The 23,207-nt window shown below is 41.3% G+C and carries 14 protein-coding genes; 11 read left to right on the forward strand and 3 right to left on the reverse strand.

The genetic code is table 11. The features are described from left to right. Positions 1-139 precede the first annotated feature (139 nt). Complete coding sequence (locus PSI06_RS13490; protein ID WP_273604026.1) at positions 140-1,765, reverse strand: alpha-glucosidase family protein; 1,626 nt, start codon at positions 1,763-1,765, stop codon at positions 140-142. 653 nt (positions 1,766-2,418) lie between these two features. Between PSI06_RS13490 and PSI06_RS13495 the strand changes: the two genes are divergently transcribed. The 6 genes from PSI06_RS13495 (at position 2,419) to PSI06_RS13520 (ending at position 14,520) form a co-directional block, all read left to right on the forward strand. Further along, positions 2,419-5,205: a TonB-dependent receptor gene (locus PSI06_RS13495; protein WP_004587796.1), complete on the forward strand. Its 2,787-nt coding sequence runs from the start codon at positions 2,419-2,421 to the stop codon at positions 5,203-5,205. A 104-nt stretch (positions 5,206-5,309) separates the two neighbouring features. Then, on the forward strand, positions 5,310-6,803 hold the full coding sequence (locus PSI06_RS13500; RefSeq protein WP_273604022.1) for a tryptophan halogenase family protein: 1,494 nt from the start codon (positions 5,310-5,312) through the stop codon (positions 6,801-6,803). Further along, positions 6,803-8,659 carry a glycoside hydrolase family 13 protein gene (locus PSI06_RS13505; RefSeq protein ID WP_273605029.1) on the forward strand — a complete coding sequence of 619 codons (1,857 nt, stop codon included), beginning with the start codon at positions 6,803-6,805 and terminating at the stop codon, positions 8,657-8,659. Before PSI06_RS13500 ends, PSI06_RS13505 begins: the two co-directional genes overlap by 1 nt. 88 nt (positions 8,660-8,747) lie before the next feature. Beyond that, positions 8,748-10,607 carry an alpha-amylase family glycosyl hydrolase gene (locus PSI06_RS13510; RefSeq protein ID WP_004587799.1) on the forward strand — a complete coding sequence of 620 codons (1,860 nt, stop codon included), beginning with the start codon at positions 8,748-8,750 and terminating at the stop codon, positions 10,605-10,607. Next, positions 10,600-12,099: an MFS transporter gene (locus PSI06_RS13515; RefSeq protein WP_004587800.1), complete on the forward strand. Its 1,500-nt coding sequence runs from the start codon at positions 10,600-10,602 to the stop codon at positions 12,097-12,099. Before PSI06_RS13510 ends, PSI06_RS13515 begins: the two co-directional genes overlap by 8 nt. 9 nt (positions 12,100-12,108) lie before the next feature. Continuing rightward, entirely contained in the window at positions 12,109-14,520 is a 2,412-nt protein-coding gene (locus PSI06_RS13520; protein WP_273604017.1) for a glycoside hydrolase family 15 protein, read from the forward strand. A 108-nt stretch (positions 14,521-14,628) separates the two neighbouring features. On the opposite strand, the gene PSI06_RS13525 is transcribed toward PSI06_RS13520, so the two are convergent. Then, positions 14,629-15,645, reverse strand: a complete 1,017-nt coding sequence (locus PSI06_RS13525) for a LacI family DNA-binding transcriptional regulator (RefSeq protein WP_273604015.1) — start codon at positions 15,643-15,645, stop codon at positions 14,629-14,631. A gap of 279 nt (positions 15,646-15,924) precedes the next feature. Here PSI06_RS13525 and glk point away from each other — a divergent pair, with 279 nt between their 5' ends. The 5 genes from glk (at position 15,925) to gap (ending at position 21,811) form a co-directional block, all read left to right on the forward strand. Next, positions 15,925-16,917: a glucokinase gene (glk, locus tag PSI06_RS13530; RefSeq protein ID WP_273604014.1), complete on the forward strand. Its 993-nt coding sequence runs from the start codon at positions 15,925-15,927 to the stop codon at positions 16,915-16,917. A 34-nt stretch (positions 16,918-16,951) separates the two neighbouring features. After that, positions 16,952-17,965 carry a LacI family DNA-binding transcriptional regulator gene (locus tag PSI06_RS13535; RefSeq protein WP_024034047.1) on the forward strand — a complete coding sequence of 338 codons (1,014 nt, stop codon included), beginning with the start codon at positions 16,952-16,954 and terminating at the stop codon, positions 17,963-17,965. A 325-nt stretch (positions 17,966-18,290) separates the two neighbouring features. Continuing rightward, positions 18,291-20,141: a phosphogluconate dehydratase gene (gene edd, locus PSI06_RS13540; RefSeq protein ID WP_029773525.1), complete on the forward strand. Its 1,851-nt coding sequence runs from the start codon at positions 18,291-18,293 to the stop codon at positions 20,139-20,141. A gap of 34 nt (positions 20,142-20,175) precedes the next feature. Continuing rightward, positions 20,176-20,796, forward strand: coding sequence for a bifunctional 4-hydroxy-2-oxoglutarate aldolase/2-dehydro-3-deoxy-phosphogluconate aldolase (gene eda, locus PSI06_RS13545; protein WP_004587806.1), 621 nt, complete (start codon positions 20,176-20,178; stop codon positions 20,794-20,796). A gap of 10 nt (positions 20,797-20,806) precedes the next feature. Beyond that, positions 20,807-21,811, forward strand: coding sequence for a type I glyceraldehyde-3-phosphate dehydrogenase (gap, locus tag PSI06_RS13550; RefSeq protein WP_029773117.1), 1,005 nt, complete (start codon positions 20,807-20,809; stop codon positions 21,809-21,811). A gap of 69 nt (positions 21,812-21,880) precedes the next feature. On the opposite strand, the gene PSI06_RS13555 is transcribed toward gap, so the two are convergent. Continuing rightward, positions 21,881-23,176 carry a leucine-rich repeat-containing protein kinase family protein gene (locus tag PSI06_RS13555; RefSeq protein ID WP_273604012.1) on the reverse strand — a complete coding sequence of 432 codons (1,296 nt, stop codon included), beginning with the start codon at positions 23,174-23,176 and terminating at the stop codon, positions 21,881-21,883. Positions 23,177-23,207 lie beyond the last annotated feature (31 nt).

The raw sequence follows: 23,207 nt of genomic DNA on the forward strand, positions 1-23,207 counted from the left end.
ATATACAATGAAATGCGACCGCACTTAAGTTTGGATATGAAAACACCAAATCAAGTGCATAAAAAAGACCTGGCGCTTTCGCACCAAGTCTTTCATTAAAACCGTCAACCTATTTCAGGACGGGACAGTCGGGGCTTTCTTATTTTACAAAAGCAAAGTAACAGTCAAAACCATTCATGTTTAGCTTATTACCATCTAAAGTAGCATTACAATGAGATAGTGAGTCATGCGACTCAGTCACTGTTTTAGTCAACTCAAATGTTTGATTGGTATCAGCTAAGTTAAACACACATAACATAGTTTGCTCGTTTAGCGTTCTGTAAAAAGCGAGGATAGGCTCAGCAGTATCAATAAACTTAATATCGCCTGCTAATAACACAGTATGCTGTTTACGCCATGCCATAAACTCACGATAAGCATTAAGTATAGAGTTTGCATCTTTATCTTGTACAGACACAGCCTGCTGCGTATGCGCGCTACCAACCGGTAACCACGGTTTAGCAGCACTAAATCCTGCGTTTTGTGTGTTGTTACCTTCCCATGGCATTGGCGTTCTACAGCCGTCGCGACCTTTAAAGTTTGGCCAAAAGGTAATGCCATATGGGTCTTGTAGGTCTTCAAATGCTACAGAGGCTTCACCTAGCCCCAGCTCTTCACCTTGGTACATACATACGCTACCACGTAATGAAGCAAGTAGGGCTGTAAGCATTTTGCATTGTGCTGGGTTTATTTCACCATTTTGGCTCCAGCGGCTCGCAACACGCTCTACATCGTGGTTGCTAAACGCCCAGCACGGCCAACCTTCAGTCATGCGTTGCTCTAGAGTCTGTACGGTTTCTCTTATGTATTCACTTGAATAATCATCAGTGAGTAGCTCAAAACTATAGCCCATATGCAGCTTATCACCGCCTTGGGTATATTCTGCCATTGTTGCCAATGAATCTTCCGATGAAATTTCACCAAGTGATACAGTACCCGGGTATTTATTAAGTAGTGCACGTATGTCTTGCATAAACTCAATGTTTTCTGGTTGGGTGTTATTATAATAATGGTACTGAAACGCGTATGGGTTATCTTCACTAAAGCCACGGCCTTGGCGTTTATCTTTAGGCTTTGCAGGATTGTCACGTAATTGTGCATCGTGGTAGCAAAAGTTAATAGCGTCTAATCTAAAACCATCTACACCTTTTTTAAGCCAAAACTCTACGTTTTCTAAAACAGCTTTTCTTACATCTGGGTTATGAAAGTTTAAATCAGGCTGTTCGGTTAAAAAGTTATGCAAATAGTACTGACCGCGACGAGGCTCCCATTGCCAAGCACCGCCACCAAAAATAGATAACCAGTTATTAGGCGCTGTGCCATCTTCTTTAGCATCTGCCCATACGTACCAGTCAGCTTTATCATTGTTTTGGTTTTCGCGGCTATCTAAAAACCATTGATGTTGGTCTGATGTATGGCTTAACACTTGGTCAATAATAATTTTAATGTCGCGTTTATGTGCTTGATCTATTAACTCATCAAAGTCGTTTAGGTCACCAAATATGGGGTCTATATCGCGATAGTCACTTATGTCGTAGCCAAAATCTTTCATTGGAGATTTGAAAAAAGGAGAAATCCAAATAGCGTCAACGCCTAAGCTTTTAATGTAATCAATGCGATTAATTATCCCTTTAAGATCACCAATACCATCGTTATTGCTGTCTTGAAAGCTTCGCGGGTAAACCTGATAAATAACCGCACCTTTATACCACTGCTGTTGGGTCATGCTTTTCTCCGTCGTTCCACACAGTATTTATATTGTTATTAGTTTGATTGAAACAATCACTAAATTTTCAAAAAGCATACGTGAAGGGTGCTGCTCTGTAAAAAGTCTGCATACGTATGCAGCTAATTTACTTACATAAAAGCGGTTTTAGCTAAGCGGAAAGTTACCCATAAAAACCGCTGCAGCACTTTTACCAATCGTGTTTATTTATGTGTAACTAAAACAACTGGCTATTTTGGTGCTTATTTTTAAAGGGCTGCACAGCTTTGGTGATTTCACTCTTTGGTCAGACCAATTTAATCTGATGATTTTTACAAAAGATATGCGTGTAAATTTATAAAAAACCTTTAATTAACGCTATTTACAAACGATGACAAAGGGATTTCAGTTAAATAATTGATGTATTTTTATAATGATAATACATCACTAGGTTGCACCAATATAAAACTATTTAAAACAGTGGGTTAAAGTTTTATTTGTGAACTCATTGTTAACTTTTAGCCTTTTGTATAGTACTGAATACGTATGCATAAAGTTGTTAATAAAATAATTCGAGCGTTAATATTGATGCTGACAACAAAATTAGTTCGCCTGTTTGACTATCACTCAAATAAAGAAGCGAGTATCACAATATGGGTAACGGGAAAAACATCATGTCTATGTTCAAACCAAGTATATTAACGTTGGCAATGGCTACTGCAGGATTAGCAAGCTTTGCCTCTGTAGCAGCACAAGAAGATACAGTTAAAAATGATGACGTTGAGGTTATCGAAGTAAAAGGCTTTCGTGGCAGTGTTGTAGAATCAATCAACACAAAGCGTTTTTCTACTCAAGTCGTTGAGTCAATTTCAGCTGAAGATATAGGTAAACTTCCTGACTCGTCTATTGCTGAGTCTATTGCACGCTTACCAGGTTTAACGGCGCAGCGCCTAGATGGTCGCGCAAGTAGAGTATCAATTCGTGGTTTTGGTGAAAACGAAAGTGGCACCACATTTAATGGCCGCGAGCAAGTATCTATTGGCGATAACCGCGGCGTAGAGTTTGACCTTTATCCATCAGAAATTATGAGCGGCGTTACCGTATATAAAACACCTAATGCAAGTATTGAAGCAGAAGGTATTGCCGGTGTTATTAACATGCAAACCGTACGTCCTTTAAGTAAAGGCGAGCGTGTATTTCAAGTTAATGGCCAATACGAGCAAACTAGCTTTGATAAACTAAACCCAGACGGTAACGACGATGGTTACCGCGGTACTATTTCATACATTGATCAATTTGCAGATGACACCATAGGTGTTGCGTTTGCACTAAATACCATGAGCTCTCCAAATCAAGAAAAACGTTGGAACTCTTGGGGTTACCCTGAATTTACTGCTGATGATGGTCAAACGTACTCTATATTAGGGGGTGCAAAACCATTTGTACGTTCATCAACCCTTGAACGTGACTCAGCAATGCTCGTACTAGAGGCCGCTCCTACAGACAAATTAAACATGACGTTTGATGCGTTATATGTTGATTTTACAGATGAAAAAATCTTACGTGGTATCGAAATCCCATTCGCATGGGGTCAAGGTTCGATTGACCCTGCAAGCGTAGCTGTAGATGACGCAAGTGGCTTTATTACCAGTGCGGTAACAAATGGCCAACGTGTGGTTGTTCGTAACGACTACGAAGAGCGTGAAGCAGAACTAACCGCGTTTGGCTTTAACACGAAATACGATATTGATGACTCGTGGTCAGTAGAGTTTGACGCGAGTTACTCTCAAGTAGACCGTAAAATTTGGAGCCTTGAGAGTTACTCAGGCACAGGTCGAGGCGATGCTCGCGGTGTTGCAGATAACCTTGGTTACACATTTAACGGTGGTAATACAGGTGCTACGTTTACTCACGATTTAGATTACAGCGATTACAGCTTAATGCAATTAGGTGGTCCTTTATCATGGGGTGCAAGCTCTGCTTTAAATGATAAATATGGCTTAACCGGCACCGAGTATGAAAACCAAGCGCAAGATGGTTTCATTAATGCACCTACAATTGAAGATGAGTTATCTACGTTAAAACTAGCGGCATCTAAAGTATTAGAAAACGAATACTTCAGCTCAATTGAATTTGGTATGTCTTATAAAGAGCGCGAAAAAACCAAAGATTCACAGGGCTTCTTTATGACGTTATCTGGGTTTTCACTTGATAACCCGGGTTTAGTTACCGTGCCAGAGCAGTATCGAATGGGCAGCGTTGATTTAGACTTTATTGGCATGGGCGATATGATTGCCTACGATGTAAATGGTCTTGTTAATGACGGCTACTACGACTTACTAGATGAAAGCTTAACAAATACGAGCCATTTAACTAAATCGTGGACCGTAAAAGAAGAAATTACCTCTGCATTTGCACAAGCTAATATTAATGCCGAAGTAAGCGGCTTAGCGTTAACGGGTAATATCGGTGTACGTTACGTTCACACTGATCAGTCATCGCAAGGTAATGCATTTAGTACTGTAGATGGCATTGTTGTGGCATCACCTACCAATATTAGCCACGATTATTCACACGTTTTACCAAGTTTGAACTTATCACTTGCGATTGATGAGCAGCAAACAGTACGTTTTGGTGCAGCTAAAACAATCTCACGCGCCCGTTTGGACGAGATGAACTCATCGATTGATGCATCATACAACACAACGCCTGATGAAAACGGTAACTTTTGGTCTGTATCGGGTGGTAACCCTAACCTAGAGCCTAAAGAAGCAACTGGTTACGATTTAACGTACGAAAACTACTTTAGCGATGAAGGTTACTTCTCTGCTGCGTTTTTCTATAAAGACTTAACCCAGTGGATTTTTGACGGCACATACGAAATTGATATGTCGGGCGTTGCTGACCCTTCAACAGGTGAAATTCCAGCTACATCTGAAGGTACTGGCAGTGGTAAAGTAAATGGCGGTGGCGGCGACCTATACGGTTACGAGCTATCACTAGCGTTACCATTTAAAATATTCCACCCGTCACTTGAAGGTTTTGGTTTAATTGCAAGCCATACGGGTATTGAATCAGACATTGAAGATCAAAACGGCAATGAGTACGAGCTACCGGGTCTGTCTGACAAAATTCAAAGCTTAACGGTTTACTACGAAATGAATGGTATTCAACTGCGTACCAGCATGCGTAAACGTAGTGCCTTTAAAGGTGATGTATACGGGCTAGGTTTTGATACCGAGCAAGTGGATATCCTAGGCGAAACAATTTGGGACATTCAAGCGGGTTACGACTTTAGTGAGGCCGGTGTTGAAAGCCTTGAAGGGTTATCAATTCAGTTCCAAGTTCAAAACTTAACAGAAGAGCCGTTTACATCGCTTTCTGGCGATAACGCGCTACAAGTTCGTGACTACCAAGATTACGGTCGTACTTACTTGTTAGGCTTTAGCTACAAGCTATAATAAAGGTTGTGTGTAGGAGCCCTTGTAATTTGTTTTACAAGGGCTTTTTTATAGCTACTTTATCAAACTCAACAAAGCTTTAAACTGTAAGCGTGGACAATAATATGAAACCAATAAAACACGTCGTAATCGCAGGCGGGGGCACGGCAGGGTGGATAACAGCCGCCTTGCTTAATAAAGTGTTAGGTAAAGTAATTAAAATAACCCTTATTGAGTCAAGTACTATTGGCACTATAGGCGTGGGTGAAGCTACAATTCCGCCTATTATTCAGCTTAATAACGCATTGGGTATAAACGAGCAAGATTTTATAAACGCTACAAATGCATCTATAAAATTAGGGATTGAGTTCGAAAATTGGAAAACCCCCTCTCATAGCTACATGCATGCTTTTGGCTCATTTGGAAAAGACCTCCCCTTTTGCGATTTTTACAATTTTTGGGTAAAAGGGCATATTAGCGGTGCAAAAGAAAGCTTATGGGACTTTTCTCTTAACTACCAAGCGGCTAAGCAGCATAAATTTGCACCCTTAAATACCCTACCTAATACACAATTGCCTGGCTTGAGTTATGCGTATCATTTTGACGCAACGTTATATGCTGAGTTTTTAAAAAACCTCGCAACATCACGCGGTGTTGAGCATATTGATGCCAAAATAGAGCAGGTTGAACAATGCCCTTTATCAGGGAATATAAAATCATTAACCCTTGGTAACTCACAACAGATAAATGGCGACCTTTTTATAGACGCTACAGGGCAGCGCGCCTTACTCATAGAGCAAACCCTTAACACCGGTTTTGTCGATTGGTCTCATTATTTACCGTGTGATAGTGCCGTGGCGGTGCAGTCTCAAGGTACTAGCGAGCTAAAACCTTATACGCGTTCAATTGCACACAGCGCAGGCTGGCAGTGGCAAATACCGCTGCAAAGTCGAATAGGTAATGGCTTGGTGTACTGTAGTCGTTATTTATCTGACGATGCGGCAACGCAGTTATTATTAAATAATTTACCCGCTAAGCCAATGACTGAGCCGCGGGTAATTAAATTTAAAACAGGACGACGTTTAAAACAATGGCATAAAAATGTGGTATCGGTTGGCCTTGCCAGTGGCTTTTTAGAGCCGCTAGAGTCTACCAGTATTCATTTAATACAAAGTGCCGTAACCCGTTTAATAAAGCTGTTTCCACACAATGGCATAAGCGAAGCTTTAGTTACTGAATTTAATAAGCAAAGCGTGATAGAAATAGAGCACATTCGTGATTTTATAATATTGCATTACACACTAACAGCGCGAGAAGACTCTCCATTTTGGCGACAATGTAAGCAAATGGACATTCCTGACTCATTGGCTCATAAGCTCAAATTATTTAAGCAAACCGGCAAAGCAGTGCGCGAAAACGACGAATTATTTGCCGAAGTTGCCTGGCAACAGGTGTTTATTGGCCAAGGGCTTATCCCCGAAGATTACAACAGCATTGTTGACTCACTCAGTAGTGAACAACTAAACGATTTATTCTCAACACTAAAAACGCTTATTACCTCAACGGTAGATCAATTACCCACTCATAAAAATTTTTTAGCAAAAATTAAAAAGGCCTGATGATGCAACTTTTAAAAAAACTTTTACTTGTAAGTGCCTGTACTTTACCAACCATTAGCTACGCACTTGACGTTGAGCCAGCTAATTGGTGGGTTGGCATGAACAAAAACACGATTACCATCATGGTTCATGAGCAAAACATTGCAAACGAGCAAATTAAATTAGCTAAATGCAACGGCGTTAAGTTAAATAAAGTAACCCGTACCGACAATCCAAATTATGTATTTTTAAATATTACCATTACCGACGCCGCTAAAGCCGGAACGCTTGAATTTAATAGCAGCGAAACAAGCAATAACTTTGAGTTTCCACTTCTTGAGCGAGATAAAAACAGCGCTCTGCGTCAAGGGTTTACATCAGCTGATACGCTTTATTTAATTAACCCAGATCGCTTTGCTAATGGTGATAAACAAAACGATACTGTCGCAAGCATGTTAGAAGCGGCAAACCCGAGTATAAAAGGTGGGCGCCACGGTGGTGATATTCAAGGCGTTATAAACGCGCTACCCTATTTAAACGATTTAGGCGTAACACAGCTTTGGTTAACCCCAGTGCTTGAAAACAACATGCCTAATTATTCTTATCATGGTTATGCAATTACAGACTTTTATAAGGTTGACCCACGCATGGGCTCAAACCAGCTATACAAAACGTTATCAGTAAAAGCAAAAGAGCAGGGTATAGGGCTGGTAATGGATATGGTCCTTAACCATTTTGGCTCTGAGCATACTTGGGTTAACGATAAGCCAACTAAAGATTGGATTAACTTTAATGGTGAGTTTAATAAAGGCAAAAATGCCACCAGCCATGCGCGCCAAACCATACAAGACCCACACGCCAGTGAATACGACAAGCGCCAGTTTAACGATGGCTGGTTTGTAGAAACCATGCCTGATTTAAATCAGCGCCAACCACTGTTAAGTGAATACTTAATTCAAAATGCGATTTGGTGGATAGAATACGCCGATTTAAGCGGCATACGTGTTGATACCTACTCCTACTCAGATAAAGCATTTTTGAGTGATTGGACAAAAGCCATAATGCAAGAGTACCCAGACTTTAATATTGTTGGAGAAGAGTGGACGTCTAACCCTGCTATTGCCTCTTACTGGCAACGTGGCAAGCATAACCAAGATGGCTATACATCAAGCTTACCAAGCGTGATGGACTTTTCGTTGCAAGAGTCGGTAATTCAAGCGCTAAATGAAGATGAAAGCTGGAACACGGGTTGGGTTAAAGTATATGAATCGTTAGCTAATGACTTTTTATACCCTGATACAAATAACATTATGGTATTTGCCGATAACCACGATATGAGCCGTGTTTACACTGAGCTTGGCCAAGATGTAGCCAAAACAAAAATGGCGATGACCTTGTTTTTAACCACACGTGGCATAGCGCAAATGTATTACGGTACGGAAGTACTATTAGATAACACCCCAAGTAAAGACCATGGTGATATTAGAATTGACTTCCCCGGCGGGTTTGAAGGCCAAACACGTAATGCCTTTACCAAAGAGGGCTTAACAAAACAGCAAAAAGAGATGCATAACACCATCAGTACGCTGCTTAATTTTAGAAAAAACAGCTCAGCATTAGATAAAGGGAAGCTTGTACACTTTACGCCTCAACAAGGGGTTTATAGTTATGCGCGTATTAGCGATGAGCAAACAGTGTTGGTATTTATGAATAAAAACACACAAGCGCTACAAAAAAATATTGAGTATATGCAAGAGGTAATGCCTAACAGCACAACAGCATTTAATTTATTTACTCAAAAAACACAAAAGCTTGGCAAAACCATTGAATTACCAGCGATGAGCGCAACGGTACTCGTTATAAATACGCCACAATAGTGACCTGAATACGTATGCAGCAACTGTATGGTTGCTGCAGTAATCTTTAGTATAAAGTTAATAACAATACTGACAAAAAAGACACACAATGAAAAAATCAGTTTATGTACCCGCAGTACTGTGTAGTGCACTTATTGCTACAGGGTGTTCAGAAAATAACAAACCTGAACAACAGCAAGCACCTGCCCACACGCAAAATGAGCTTACCAAGCCGGTTGTATATCAAGTATTTACCCGTTTGTTTGGTAATACCGAAACAGCCAATGTGCCATGGGGCACTAAAGAGCAAAACGGCGTAGGTAAATTTGCCGACTTTAACGATGCAGCCCTCAAAGGCATTAAAGAGCTAGGTACCACGCACGTTTGGTATACCGGTGTATTACACCACGCGTTAGTGGGCGATTATACCGACTACGGTATTTCACAAGATGACCCCGATGTAGTAAAAGGCCGCGCAGGTTCACCGTACGCAATTAAAGATTACTACGATGTTAACCCCGATTTAGCCGTTAATGTAACAAACCGCATGGGGGAGTTTAGCCAGCTTATTGAGCGTACACATAGCCACGGTATGAAAGTCATTATTGATATAGTGCCTAACCATGTTGCCCGAAATTATAAATCACTTGGAAAGCCTAAAGGCGTAGAGGATTTCGGCGCGCAAGACGACACCAGCAAAACGTACGATAAAAATAACAACTTTTATTATGTGCCTGGGCAGTCCTTTCAAGTGCCTACCTCTACAACTTATACCGTGTTAGGGGGAAAGGATCACCCACTTGCGGATGGCTTTTTTGATGAAACACCTGCTAAATGGACAGGTAACGGTGCCCGTGCACCAAAACCCGATATTAACGATTGGTACGAAACAGTAAAAGTAAATTATGGCGTAAAGCCAGATGGGAGCTACGATTTTGCTCAGCTGCCAAACGATTACAAAGACAAAGATTACCGTGCTCATTATGCGTTTTGGCAAGATAAAGAGCTACCAGATAGCTGGTACAAATTTAGAGACATTGCACTTTTTTGGTTAGACAAAGGCGTTGATGGCTTTAGATACGACATGGCCGAAATGGTCCCGGTTGAATTTTGGAGCTTTTTAAATTCGTCAATAAAAATGCAAAAAAGCGATGCGTTTTTATTGGCCGAAGTATATAACCCGTTAATGTACCGTGCCTATATTCAGCAAGGTAAAATGGATTACCTTTACGATAAAGTCGGCTTTTACGATACCTTAAAAGCGATAATGCAACTTAAACAACCTGCCAATAGTATTTTTGATGCGCATCAAAGTGTGCTCGATATAGAGCAACACATGCTGCATTTTTTAGAAAATCACGACGAGCAACGAATCGCAAGCCCAGACTTTGCGGGTAATTCCCAGTGGGGTAAACCTGCTTTAGTTGTTTCTAATTTAATTAGCCGCTCGCCAACACTTTTATATTTTGCTCAAGATGTGGGTGAAGATGGCTCTGAAAACGCGGGGTTTGGAGCGCCGACACGTACCAGTATTTTTGACTACATTGGCGTCCCAGCACACCAAGCATGGATGAATAACGGGAAATTTGATGGCGCTAACTTAACTGCAGAGCAAGTAGCACTTCGTGAATACTACAAAGCGGTTATGTCACTGAATAGTTTACCTGCTGTAGTAGGCGGAGAAATGTCGGCACTTAACCTTGTAGGAAGTGAACGTGTTGTTGGTTTTACCCGCTCTTTAGGCCAGCAAAGTGTATATGTGTTAAGTAACTTTAGCGAGCAGCCACAAACAGTTACGGTTAATTTATCAAAGGCACAATTAGGTGCAATGAGTGAGAATACGCTATTAAATGATTTACTTGAAAATCACACCACCGAGCTTAAAGCTCACCCGCAAGGCGCTACATTTAACCTCACACTTGATGCATTTAGCAGCGCAGTATTAACAAATAAGGCTAATAATGAATAATCAAAATAATAATACCGATAAGCCAAATTTAAGTTTTTGGCAAATATGGAACATGTGCTTTGGCTTTTTAGGCATACAATTTGGTTTTGCCCTGCAAAACGGCAATGTGAGCCGAATATTTCAAACATTAGGCGCACAAGTTGATGATATTCCCATTTTATGGGTTGCAGCCCCACTTACAGGCTTAATTGTTCAGCCTATTATAGGTTATTGGAGCGATAAAACCTGGGGTCGCTTTGGCCGCCGTCGTCCGTTCTTTTTTATAGGCGCAGTGTTAACAACGCTTTCACTATTTATTATGCCGCATTCACCAACGCTTTGGATTGCCGCGGGTATGTTATGGATCATGGATGCGTCAATCAACGTAACCATGGAACCGTTTAGAGCACTTGTTGGTGATAACTTGCCAGAAAAACAACGCGCGACAGGTTACGGTTTACAAAGCTTTTTTATTGGTATTGGGGCGGTGTTAGCCTCGGCGCTACCATGGATGATGACCAACTGGTTTGATGTAAGTAATACCGCAGCCCCAGGGCAAATTCCTGAATCTGTTAAATACTCATTTTATTGGGGCGGGGTGGTGTTACTTGTTGCCGTGCTTTGGACCGTTGCACGTACTAAAGAATACAGCCCTGAGCAATTAGCGGCTTTTGAAAAGCAATGTGCTCAACCTACAACAAGCAAAGTGGTTGATATTAACTTTAATAAAGGTGCCATTATTTTTGTGGTACTGGGTTTAGCAACTCTTGCATTAGTCATGGGCTTATCCCTTGAAAAAGAATTATACCTACTTGCTGGTGGTTTATTAGCGTTTGGTATTGTGCAGTGGATTGCAGCGGCGCTTAAAAGTGCGAATAAAACCCAAGGTGGTTTTTACCAAGTAGTACAAGATGTATTTACTATGCCAGAGGCCATGAAGCAGCTTGCCTGGGTGCAGTTTTTTAGCTGGTTTACTTTATTTGCTATGTGGATTTATACCACCGCTGCAGTAACAAGTTTTCATTATGGTAGTAGCGATGCAACTTCTAAAGCATTTAACGATGGTGCAGATTGGGTGGGTATTTTATTTGCCGCCTACAATGGATTTGCCGCAATTGCCGCTATGTGTATTCCGTTTTTAGTTAAAAAAATGGGATTAAAAGGCGCGCATTGCTTTAATTTATTGCTGGGCGCGTTAGGTCTTGCAAGCTTTATGTTTATTCAAGACCCTAAAATGCTACTTATACCTATGATAGGCGTAGGGTTTGCGTGGGCGTCTATTTTATCACTCCCGTATGCCATGTTAAGTAACGCACTACCGAGTAACAAAATGGGCGTTTATATGGGGATTTTTAACTTTTTTATAGTTATACCTCAGTTACTTGCTGCCAGTATTTTAGGGCTTATTTTACGCCACGTATTTTCTAATCAGCCTATTTACGCATTATTAATTGGTGCAGCTTCGTTTGTTGTTGCTGCTGTTGCAGTAATGCGCGTTAAAAATTCTCATTAAGGACACACAATGAAAAAATATAACCTTATAACCGCCTCTCTTTTAACGTTAGGTTTAACGGCTTGCGGCGCTCAAAACACAAGCACAACTAACGAAAGTACCACAGCACAGGTTACATCAGCACCAGGCGCCCCAGGCGCAGAGCCTTTTTGGGCTTATGCGGGTAAAACAGGTATTGGTACATCATACGAGCAATACCAAAACGGCCAATACACTGATGCAGCTGCAACGGGGGATGTGTCTAAAGTATGGTTTTCAATTGCTAAAGGGATGATCACCGAAACCATGTTTGGGCTTATTCACCAAGCACAAATAAAAGACATGCAATTTATAGTAACAGGTAAAGATTTTACCGTTAGTGAAGCGGATGATTTAAATGTCACCATTGATTACTTACATAAAGATGCACAAGGTCGCCCGTTATCGCTGGCTTATAAAGTAACAAGCACTGATAAACAAGGCCGCTTTAGCATAGAAAAACACATATTTACTGACCCAGATGGGCAAACCCTGTTTGTACGCAGCGTGTTTAATACTGAGCTTGAAGGGTTAAAAGCGTATGTGTCTGTTAATCCGTACATTAATAATAACGGCTTAGGTGACTTTGCTAAAACAACAGAGAAAGGGCTTTTAGCATGGGAAGATGATAACTATTTATCACTTCAATCCGCGTCACCATTTAAAGCAAAAACAGTTGGGTTTACAGGAAAAAGTGACGGCATTAATGCACTTAAAACTACGCAATCTCTAAATAACCAATACACAGATACTGGCGAAACTGCTGGTAATGTAAGCATGCTTGCAGAGCTTGGCGAGATAAGTGCAAATACCACTTTTGATTTAGCCCTGAGCTTTGGTAAAACGCAGCAGCAAAGTATTCAGCAAGGTGAACAAAGTTTGGCAAAAGGGTACCAAACGGTGCTCGATCACTACAACGGCAAAGGTGAAGCGCTAGGCTGGGAAGATTACCTACAAAGCCTAAAACCGCTTAATACCATGGTTGAACAAACAGCCGATAACGGTAAGCTTTTATACACCAGCGCCATGGTATTAAAAGCACAAGAAGATAAAACACACGCAGGGGCATTAATTGCTTCTTTATCTAACCCATGGGGCGAAACGGTTTCAGCCAAAGAAGGTTCTACGGGTTATAAAGCGGTATGGGTGCGCGATTTTTATCAAGTAGCTATGGCATTTATGGCGCTTGGCGATACTGCCACAGCAAAAACAGCGTTCGAATACCTTGAAAAAGTGCAAGTAAGCAGCAAAACACCAGGTAATAAAGGCGATACCGGCTGGTTTTTACAAAAAACACACGTCGATGGTGAATTAGAATGGGTAGGCGTACAGCTTGATCAAACTGCTATGCCTATCATGCTGGCATGGAAGTTACATAAAGCCAACGTACTTAGCGATGAAGAGCTAAAAAGCTGGTACGGCAAAATGTTAAAACCAGCGGCCGATTTTTTAGTAGAGGGCGGACTTGCTAAAATTTTGTGGAACGACACACAAATTACACCACCGGCAACACAACAAGAGCGCTGGGAAGAGCAAAGCGGTTATTCGCCATCTACAACTGCAGCAATAGTGGCAGGCCTTATTACCGCAAGCGATATCGCAACGCTTAGTGGCGATGATAAAAACGCGCAGCGCTACCTTGCCACGGCTAAAAAATACAGCAGCGATATTGAATCGCAAATGTTTACTACCGAAGGTAACTTAAAAGGCGAGAATAGCGATGGCGAATACTTTATTCGTATAGGCCAAGATACCGATGCAAACTCAAACACTAAAATTAACGCTAATAATGGCCGCGAAGGGTTTAATAAAAAGCAAATTTTAGATGGCGGCTTTTTAGAGTTAGTACGCTATGGCGTACGCGGTGCAAATGATGAAAGCATCGTTAAAACACTACCTGAGTATGACGACGAAACGCTTGAAGATAACCTACAAGTTAAATACAGCTTTAGTTTTGATGATGGCAGCGGCACTTTTGCAGGCTACCGCCGCTATGGCAATGATGGTTACGGTGAAGATGAAGTTAAAGGCACAAACTATGCTGAGGGTGGCAGTAATACACCAGGCCAACGTGGGCGTGTATGGCCATTTTTCACCGGTGAGCGCGGACATTACGAAATCGCAGCAGCTAATGCAAACAACGCTCTGGATGATGCTAAACAAGCGCAAATTAAAAACAGCTATGTAAAAGGCTTAGAGCAATTTGCTAATAACGGCCTTATGTTACCAGAGCAGGTATGGGATGGTGTAGGGATTAACAAAGCAGGTTATGAGCTAGGCGAGGGGACTAATTCAGCAACACCATTGGCATGGACTCATGCCGAGTATATTAAATTAGTCCGTTCACTGAGCGACAAACAAGTTTGGGATCATTATCCCGTTGTTGAGAAAGCTTTAAAATAAGGCTAGTTCAAAATGTAAAATTAAAGCCACGGTTAACAGCCGTGGCTTTTTTGTATCTAAGTGGGGGTTTAATGTTTAATAAGCACAATGAAGTTGAGTGATAAATTCTTAACTAGACTCCCTGGCAATTAATACCGGCGGTAAAAGGGTGCTTTGCACCTCTTCTTCACGTATTAATTTAAGCAGGTTCTCTACTAACATTTGCCCTGCGACGGTGGTGTCTTGCGCTATGGTTGTAAGCGGTGGGTTTATGTAGCTTGCAATGGCTATGTTATCAAAACCGACCACGGCCACTTCGTTAGGAACATTAATATTGGCTTCTTTTAAAGCGCGAATTGCACCAATGGCAATTAAATCACTAGCGGCAAATAAGGCGTTAAATTTTATGTTATTAGCAATAAGTGAGCGTGTAGCATGATAACCAGACTCTTCAGTTGAAATAGCATTGGCCGTTTTTCGCTCATTAATGGTTATACCATTAGTAAGTAGCTCATCTTTAAACCCCTGAAAGCGGGCAAAAAATTCTGGGCTGTGATCAGATGCATCACCGATAAACGCGCAATCGGTGCGGTTATGGGCAATTAAATGGTCAGCGGCTAGTTTGCCCCCGCCGTAGTTGTCGCAGCATACAGTAAGATCTGGGCGGTTATCTACTGTGGCGCCCCAGCATACAAACTTAGTGTTTTGGTCAAGCAAGGTTTTAAATTTTGGTTGAAAGTCTATGTAATCACCATAGCCGAGCAAAATAATACCATCGGCTCTGTGGCTGTCTTCGTAGTCGGCTTGCCAATCGGCACTAGCTGATTGAAACGATACTAATAAGTCGTAACCTTCTTTTGCACACGCACGGGTAATACTGCCCAGCATTGATAAAAAGAATGGATTGATTTGTGATTCATCTGATGTTGGGTCTTCAAACAACAATAGCGCAAGGGTACTACTTTGCTGAGTACGCAAGTTGCTGGCATTTTTATCAACTTTATAGTTAAGTTGTTTTGCTATGTCGTGGACGCGTTTGCGTGTTTCTTCATTAACAAGGGGGCTGTTACGTAAAGCGCGAGATACAGTTGATTGTGAAACCCCTGCATAATGGGCAATGTCAAATGAGGTGGCTTTACCTTTCATTGTTACAACTTAATTAAATGCTAAATAATTGTGCCATTTTCGACTATTAGTGAATTATTTCAAGCTTTTTGCGATTTATTATTGATCTAATCCTGACACCGGTGTCATAATGCCAATGTTTTATCATTTTGTTGTCAAAACGTATTAGCTGCTATTTTATATAGCAGCCTTTTTTACTGTGATAGCTACTTTGAGGTGATAGCTCAAAGTGTATAAATAACAACGCATAGCCGTTGTAAAATAATAAGCATAAGCCGCTTACACAAAAGAGATAATACCATGAGCCAAAATTCTTCTGCCCAGTTTAACCCTATCTTAGTTGCCGATATTGGTGGCACCAATGCGCGCTTTGCATTAATTACCGACTTTAATGAGCAAACTAACCAATTTGTTATTGAGCATATTAACATATTTCCCAGTGCTAATTTTGGCTCTTTAGAAAGTGCACTTGAACAATACCTAACAACGATTCCCCATGTTACGCCTACTCAGGCATGTTTAGCTGTTGCAGGCCCTATAAAAGCAGGCCAAGTGCATTTAACTAATTTAGGTTGGCATTTTAGTGTTAGTGAATTTAAAGCATATTTTAATTTAACACAATTAGAAGTAATTAATGACTTTGCTGCATTTGCTTATGCAGCGCCTTATTTAGACTCAACGCAAAATATTACTATTAAGCCTGGTCAGGCCGATGCAAATGCAAATATTGGTGTTATGGGACCAGGTACTGGCTTTGGTGCTGCGTGTTTAGTGCGTACAGCGCAGTCAACTGCAGTATTAAGCTCTGAGGGCGGGCATATGTCGCTTGCACCTGTAAACGAGCTAGACGCTTTATTAATTAACGAGCTTCGTAAAGAACACCCTCATGTATCTATAGAAACTGTTTTTTCAGGCCCAGGTATTGCCCATTTATACAAAGCAATGGCAGCCGTGCAAGGGGTTACAGCTAAAAATTTAGACGCAGCACAAATTAGTAGCCTTGCAAACAGTGGCGAGTGTGAAGTGTGCGATGCAACGCTTAATCAGTTTTGTGACTGGATTGGCAGTGTGGCAGGCGATTTAGCGGTAGTATACGGCGCATTAGGTGGCCTATTTATAGGTGGCGGTATTTTACCGCGCATGCAAACGCGATTACTTGAAAGCCGCTTTGTAGAGCGTTTTTCGCAAAAAGGTGTTATGTCGCAATATGCAGGGCAAATTCCAGTTACTTTAGTAACACAAGATAACATACCGCTAATTGGGGCGGGTGCGTGTTTATATAACAGCAAGTAAATTTGCTTAATGGTTGTATTTGGATAGTGAACAAATGAAAAAAGTAACCATAAATAGCGTAGCAAGCCATGCGGGCGTTTCTAAAAAAACCGTGTCGCGGGTTTTAAATAATGAGCCTAACGTGAGTGCAGCTACGCGAGAAAAAGTACTTAAAGTATTTAAAGAGCTTGATTACACGCCTAACCCAATAGCACGCGGGCTTGCGCAAAATCGCAGCTTTATTATTGGCTGCTTATACGACAACCCCAGTAAAAGTTATATAACACGCGTACAAACGGGTGCGCTTGCTGCCTGTAAAGAAAATAACTACAACTTACTAATACACCCGTGTGAATTACGTGGTGATGATTTAATTAACGATATAGAGCAGTTATTACAAACCTCGCGTTTAGACGGCGTAGTACTGACCCCGCCATTTGGTGATTTTGAAAAACTCGCTAATTTTTTAAAAGCTAAAAAAATACCCTATGCACGGGTTGCATCGGCACTGCTAGAAGATGATTCAATTTCAGTGCGCAGCAACGACGAGCAGGGCGCCTATGAAATAACCGAGCACTTAATTTCACTTGGTCATAAGTCAATTGCTTTTATTAAAGGCCACCCAGATCACAGTGCTACACAACAGCGCTTTAAAGGTTACAGGCGAGCGTTGGCAAGCCACGGTATAGAATTTGACGAGCGCCTAGTAGAAGAGGGTAACTTTAGTTATCACTCAGGTGTAGACAGTGCGCGCAGCATTTTAGATTTATCGCCACGTCCTACCGCGGTATTTGCATCAAACGATTACATGGCGGCGGCGGTATTAAAGCTTGCCACACAGCGCCAATTACGCGTACCCGATGATATTTCTATTGCAGGGTTTGATAACGCACCAATTGCACGCCATATATGGCCGGGCTTAACGACTATTGCACAACCTGTAGAAGAAATGACTAAACAAGCTGTTACGCAGCTTATATCGCATATTTCGCAGCCACAAGAGCAGCCGTATCAGGTAACGCTAGAATCACGCTTAATTACCCGCGAGTCTACAGCAGCAATAAAATAACCCCCTTTTTTGTTTTTCACAGTAACCCGAATTTGAGTGACGCTTATTCGGGTTTTTTTTATGCGGATTTTAGCAAATAAACTAAAATTAGCATGGTCATTAATTGGTCACGTTAAAATTTTACACTATTTTTGTTACTCAGGGTTGACACCGGTGTCAATGCTATGCGTTAATACAGTGACACCGGTGTCAGGGTTGTTGTGAGAGGCTCCCTGGTAGCGTACCTTTGAACGGGTAAATCAAAGATGCTCAGTGCAGTTATTTACGTGGAGTCTGTAATTGCTACTGAGCCTTTTTCCTCTAACTAATAGAGATGAGCTAAATTATGTTGCACCCTCGCATTGAAGAAGTCACCCAACGCGTTATTGAACGCAGTAAACAAACCCGTCAAGATTATTTAGATCGTATTTCGCACGCAAAAAAACAAACAAGAGTCCGTGCCGGACTAGGCTGCGGAAACATCGCTCACGTTATGGCTGCGTGTAGCAGCGACGACAAAGCGCGCTTAAAGGCTGATGAGCAGCCAAATCTTGCTATTATCAACTCATATAACGATATGCTTTCGGCCCATGTGCCATACAAAGATTTCCCAGATTTAATTAAAGACCTTGCTACTAAGTACGACGCCACTGCCCAAGTTGCAGGCGGTGTACCAGCAATGTGTGATGGCGTTACGCAAGGGCGTGACGGCATGGAATTATCGCTTTTTTCTCGCGACGTAATTGCTATGTCTACTGCGGTATCACTATCGCATGACGTATTTGACGGCGTTTTTTGTTTAGGCGTATGTGACAAAATTGTCCCAGGTTTATTAATTGGTGCCTTATCTTTTGGTCACTTACCGGTATTCTTTTTACCTGCTGGGCCAATGCAATCTGGTATTCCTAACAAAGAAAAAGCACGTATTCGCCAAAAATTTGCACAAGGTTTAGTAAGCCGTGAAGACTTACTTGAAGCTGAAAGCGCCTCGTACCACAGCGCAGGTACTTGTACGTTTTACGGTACTGCTAACTCAAACCAAATGTTAATGGAAATAATGGGCTTACACCTTCCAGGTAGCTCGTTTATTAACCCTTACACTGAGCTTCGCGATGGTTTAACAGGTAATGCTGTAGAAACCATGCTTAAGCAGCTTACAGATGATAAAGAAAGCCCGTGTTTAGCAGATGTAATCAGCGAAAAAACCATTATTAATGGTTTAGTTGGCTTGCTATCTACAGGTGGCTCTACTAACCACGCTATTCATATTGTTGCTATCGCAAAAGCGGCGGGTATTCAAGTAACGTGGAAAGACATGTCTGATTTATCAGAAGTTGTACCACTACTTACGCGTATTTACCCTAACGGCTCAGCCGATGTAAACCATTTCCAAGCCGCAGGCGGTATGGGCTTTTTAATGCGTGAATTAGCCGGCGCAGGTTACTTGCATACTGATGTTAAAACAATGCTTGGTGAAGGTTTAGCGCCTTACATGATGGAGCCGCGTTTAGATAAAGACGACAGCTTAATTATGAGCAACTCAACAGGCCCTTCAAAAGTGAAATGGGTAGATTGCCCAGAAAACTCACTCGATGAAGAAGTACTGCGTCCAATTAGCAATCCATTTAGTAAGCAAGGTGGCTTACAACTACTTACGGGTAACCTAGGTAAAGCCGTCATTAAAGTGTCTGCTGTAGCCACTGAGCACCAAGTAGTAACAGCCCCAGCTAAAGTATTTAGCTCACAAGGCGAACTGCAAGAGGCATACAGCCGTGGCGAGTTAAACCAAGACTTTATTGCCGTGCTTAAAGAGCAAGGCCCTAAAGCGAAAGGTATGCCAGAGCTGCATAAATTAACGCCTGTAATGGCAACACTTCAAGACGAAGGCTTTAAAGTAGCCATTGTGACTGATGGCCGTATGTCGGGCGCATCAGGCAAAGTGCCTGCTGCTATTCACTTAGCGCCAGAAGCTGTTGAAGGTGGCATTATTGCAAAAATTCTTGAGGGCGATTTAGTAACACTGGATGCGCCAAACGGAATATTAAAAGTACATGTTAGCGATGAAGAGCTTGCTAAGCGTGAACTACAACTTAGCCAACCAAGCTTAACCTTTGGTACCGGCCGAGAATTATTTACTGGATTTAGAAATATTGTAAGCAGCGCCGATTTAGGTGCGAGTGCTTTTGGACTTGAATAATAATTGCCACACACTGGGTAATGAGGAACAAGTAATGAGTATTGAAAAAATCTTAGCGTCGGCACCTGTGGTGCCAGTGGTTGTAATCGAAAAACTAGAAGATGCAGCACCACTCGCTAGAGCGTTATACAACGGTGGCTTAAAAGCCCTTGAAATTACGCTACGCACGCCTGTTGCAGTGGAAGCTGTAAAACTAATGAAAGCAGAAGTTCCAGAAGCTTACGTTGGTACAGGTACAGTGGTTGATAAAGCAAGCTTTGATGCTTCAGTAGAAGCAGGCGCTGATTTTATGGTAAGCCCAGGTGTAAGTGATGAATTATTAGCATTAGCTAAAGATTCAGACATCCCTTTTTTACCGGGTGCAGCAACTGCAAGCGAAGTAATGCAGTTAGCAAGCCATGGTTTTAAGTACTTAAAATTCTTCCCTGCAGAGGCTGCAGGCGGAACGGCAATGCTTAAGTCGATTGGCGGGCCATTGCCGCACATTACTTTTTGCCCAACCGGTGGTATTAGCCTAGCAACAGCCCCTAATTACTTAGCGCTTAATAACGTTATTTGTGTTGGTGGTACGTGGATGCTAGATAAACAACTAATTGAAAACAAAGACTGGCAAGCCATTGAAGCGCTTGCTCGACAAGCAAGTGAAGTTAAATAGGAGTCTAAAAATGATTAATGTAGCAATTAATGGCTATGGCCGTATCGGTCGCAACGTATTACGTGCACTTTACGAGTCAGCACAAAACAGTGAAATTAAAATTGTAGCAATTAACGATTTAGCACCGGCTAACGTAAATGCGCATTTAACACAATTTGACTCAGTTCACGGTCAATTTTCTCAAAAAGTAACGTTATCAGATAACACTATGCTGATTGGTGATGACGTAATTACTTTGACTCAAGAGCGTGACCCAGCAAACTTACCGTGGAAAGAGTTAAACGTAGATATCGTTTTAGAATGTACTGGTTTTTTCACTAAGCGTGAAGACGCAGCTAAGCACATTACAGCAGGTGCTAAAAAAGTAATTGTGTCTGCTCCTGGTAAAGATTTAGATGCAACGGTAGTACACGGCGTTAACAGCGATGTAATTAACGCTGATAGCAACATTATCTCTAACGCATCATGTACGACTAACTGTTTAGCGCCAATTGCAAAAGCAATTAACGACACAGTAGGTATTGAGCAAGGTAGCATGACTACAATTCATGCATATACAAACGATCAAAACTTATCTGACGTTTATCACCCAGATCTATACCGTGCACGTAGTGCAACTCAGTCTATGATCCCAACTAAAACAGGTGCTGCTGCAGCTGTTGGCTTAGTACTTCCTGAGCTTGCGGGTAAATTAGACGGTATGTCGGTACGTGTACCTACTATCAATGTTTCTTTAGTTGATTTTACGTTTATTACTAAGCGCGAAACAACTGCTGAAGAAATCAACGAAGTAATGAAAGCCGCAGCAACAGGTTCAATGAAAGAAATTTTAGAGTACAACGAGCTTCCGCTTGTTTCTATTGATTTTAATCACAACCCTGCATCATCAATTTTTGATGCAACGCAAACTAAAGCTGATGGCAAACTAGTTAAAGTAATGGCTTGGTACGACAACGAGTGGGGTTTCTCAAACCGCATGTTAGACCAAGTTAAAGCATTAGGTCAGTACTTATAATTGACCCTGTAAAAGTTTAGCTTTATCCAACCAAGCCTGCATTATGCAGGCTTTTTTATTTTGATTAATTTATACCCGCTCGTTTAATAGAGCGCTTAGCTCTTTAAAACTAGGCCGCGATGCAATATCAGTATTTATAGCACGCGCTGCTATATCGGACATTTTATTAAACAGTTCGTTTTGCTTATCTGCAGTACTAACAGTGCTTAATAAGTCCTCAATTAAGCAACCAAAAGCACGTACTTCTATAAGTTCTATGCGTTTTTTTTCTTCTTGAGTAAGCATGGCTAAATTTGTTGCTGCACCAAAATCGCCAAATAAAACATCGTATTGTTCGTTGAACATGGTGTTATGGGCGTAAATATCGCCATGACTTACGTTGTTAGCATGTAAGTGGGCAAGGGTGCTTATCATTTGCTGGGCAACTTTATAAATTGCCTCAGGCGAATAGTGACAGTGTGTATTAAATGTATCGCGCGTACAGGTTTCTAAACTTGGCGGCAAACCTAAATTAGCAAAGTGTGTATCTATTAGCTCCATTACTAAACCAAGCTGTGTGCTTTGCTCTATGTAGCTTAATACGTTAATTAAGTTTTTATGATAGCCTGCTTGTAAACAGCAGTTTACTTCATCAAGTGGGTAGCCATCGCTTGTTATTGCCCCTTTAAATAATTTTACCGCCACATTGTGCTGTGCTGTTTTAGCTAAATGAATAACGCCCGATGCACCTTGGCCAATTACTTTTTTAAGCTGAAAATTTTCAAGTGGCGTGTTTTGCAAACGACTGTTAGTTAAGCACTGAGCTTTATTAAATGCATTACCCGCAAAGGCAAGCCAAGCAAGTTTGGGGAGTTCTAATAGCCAATTATCAAGTTTTGTTAGGTTATTAGCAGAGAGCCTAACTAGCTCTAAATTAGTACAAGAAGCCATACTCGCGGGTAGTTGTTTTAGGTTATTTCCTGCAAGGGCGAGCTTTCTAAGCTGTGTGTAATTACCAAAGTCACTTGGCAATGCGCTTAATTTGTTATCAGTAAGTATTAACCATTCAATATTTTTAGGTAAGCTGTTTAGTGCAAACTCTGTTATTTGATTGCCTTTAAATGCAACCATAATTAAAGCAGGGCACTTAGCGAGTACTTTAGGTATATGTTCAAATTGGTTAAACGATAAAAACACCCGCTTAAGCTTTGTTAAGCACGCAAACTCATCTGGCAGTGTAGTGAGATTATTGTTTGATAAATCGAGTACTTCTAGGGTATCTGCAAGGGTTAAAATTTCTAAAGGAAACTCAGTTAAGCCTTCTACGAGTTGTAAGCGAGTAACACCATTCAACCTACCAGACTTAAGCTCTGCAAGGGTATTCATAAATTTTCACAAGCCTTTTAAAATAAAAAAG

The sequence above is a fragment of the Pseudoalteromonas sp. GABNS16E genome, assembly GCF_028598715.1.
Classification (GTDB): Bacteria; Pseudomonadota; Gammaproteobacteria; order Enterobacterales; family Alteromonadaceae; genus Pseudoalteromonas; species Pseudoalteromonas atlantica.

Bases quoted from the DNA above. Each gene is read 5' to 3' on its own strand.
- PSI06_RS13495 (WP_004587796.1), top strand. From the start codon at position 2,419: ATGTCTATGTTCAAACCAAGTATATTAACGTTGGCAATGGCTACTGCA.
- gap (WP_029773117.1), top strand. From the start codon at position 20,807: ATGATTAATGTAGCAATTAATGGCTATGGCCGTATCGGTCGCAACGTA.
- edd (WP_029773525.1), top strand. From the start codon at position 18,291: ATGTTGCACCCTCGCATTGAAGAAGTCACCCAACGCGTTATTGAACGC.
- PSI06_RS13505 (WP_273605029.1), top strand. From the start codon at position 6,803: ATGATGCAACTTTTAAAAAAACTTTTACTTGTAAGTGCCTGTACTTTA.
- PSI06_RS13555 (WP_273604012.1), bottom strand. From the start codon at position 23,176: ATGAATACCCTTGCAGAGCTTAAGTCTGGTAGGTTGAATGGTGTTACT.
- PSI06_RS13510 (WP_004587799.1), top strand. From the start codon at position 8,748: ATGAAAAAATCAGTTTATGTACCCGCAGTACTGTGTAGTGCACTTATT.
- PSI06_RS13520 (WP_273604017.1), top strand. From the start codon at position 12,109: ATGAAAAAATATAACCTTATAACCGCCTCTCTTTTAACGTTAGGTTTA.
- eda (WP_004587806.1), top strand. From the start codon at position 20,176: ATGAGTATTGAAAAAATCTTAGCGTCGGCACCTGTGGTGCCAGTGGTT.
- PSI06_RS13535 (WP_024034047.1), top strand. From the start codon at position 16,952: ATGAAAAAAGTAACCATAAATAGCGTAGCAAGCCATGCGGGCGTTTCT.
- PSI06_RS13515 (WP_004587800.1), top strand. From the start codon at position 10,600: ATGAATAATCAAAATAATAATACCGATAAGCCAAATTTAAGTTTTTGG.
- glk (WP_273604014.1), top strand. From the start codon at position 15,925: ATGAGCCAAAATTCTTCTGCCCAGTTTAACCCTATCTTAGTTGCCGAT.
- PSI06_RS13500 (WP_273604022.1), top strand. From the start codon at position 5,310: ATGAAACCAATAAAACACGTCGTAATCGCAGGCGGGGGCACGGCAGGG.
- PSI06_RS13525 (WP_273604015.1), bottom strand. From the start codon at position 15,645: ATGAAAGGTAAAGCCACCTCATTTGACATTGCCCATTATGCAGGGGTT.
- PSI06_RS13490 (WP_273604026.1), bottom strand. From the start codon at position 1,765: ATGACCCAACAGCAGTGGTATAAAGGTGCGGTTATTTATCAGGTTTAC.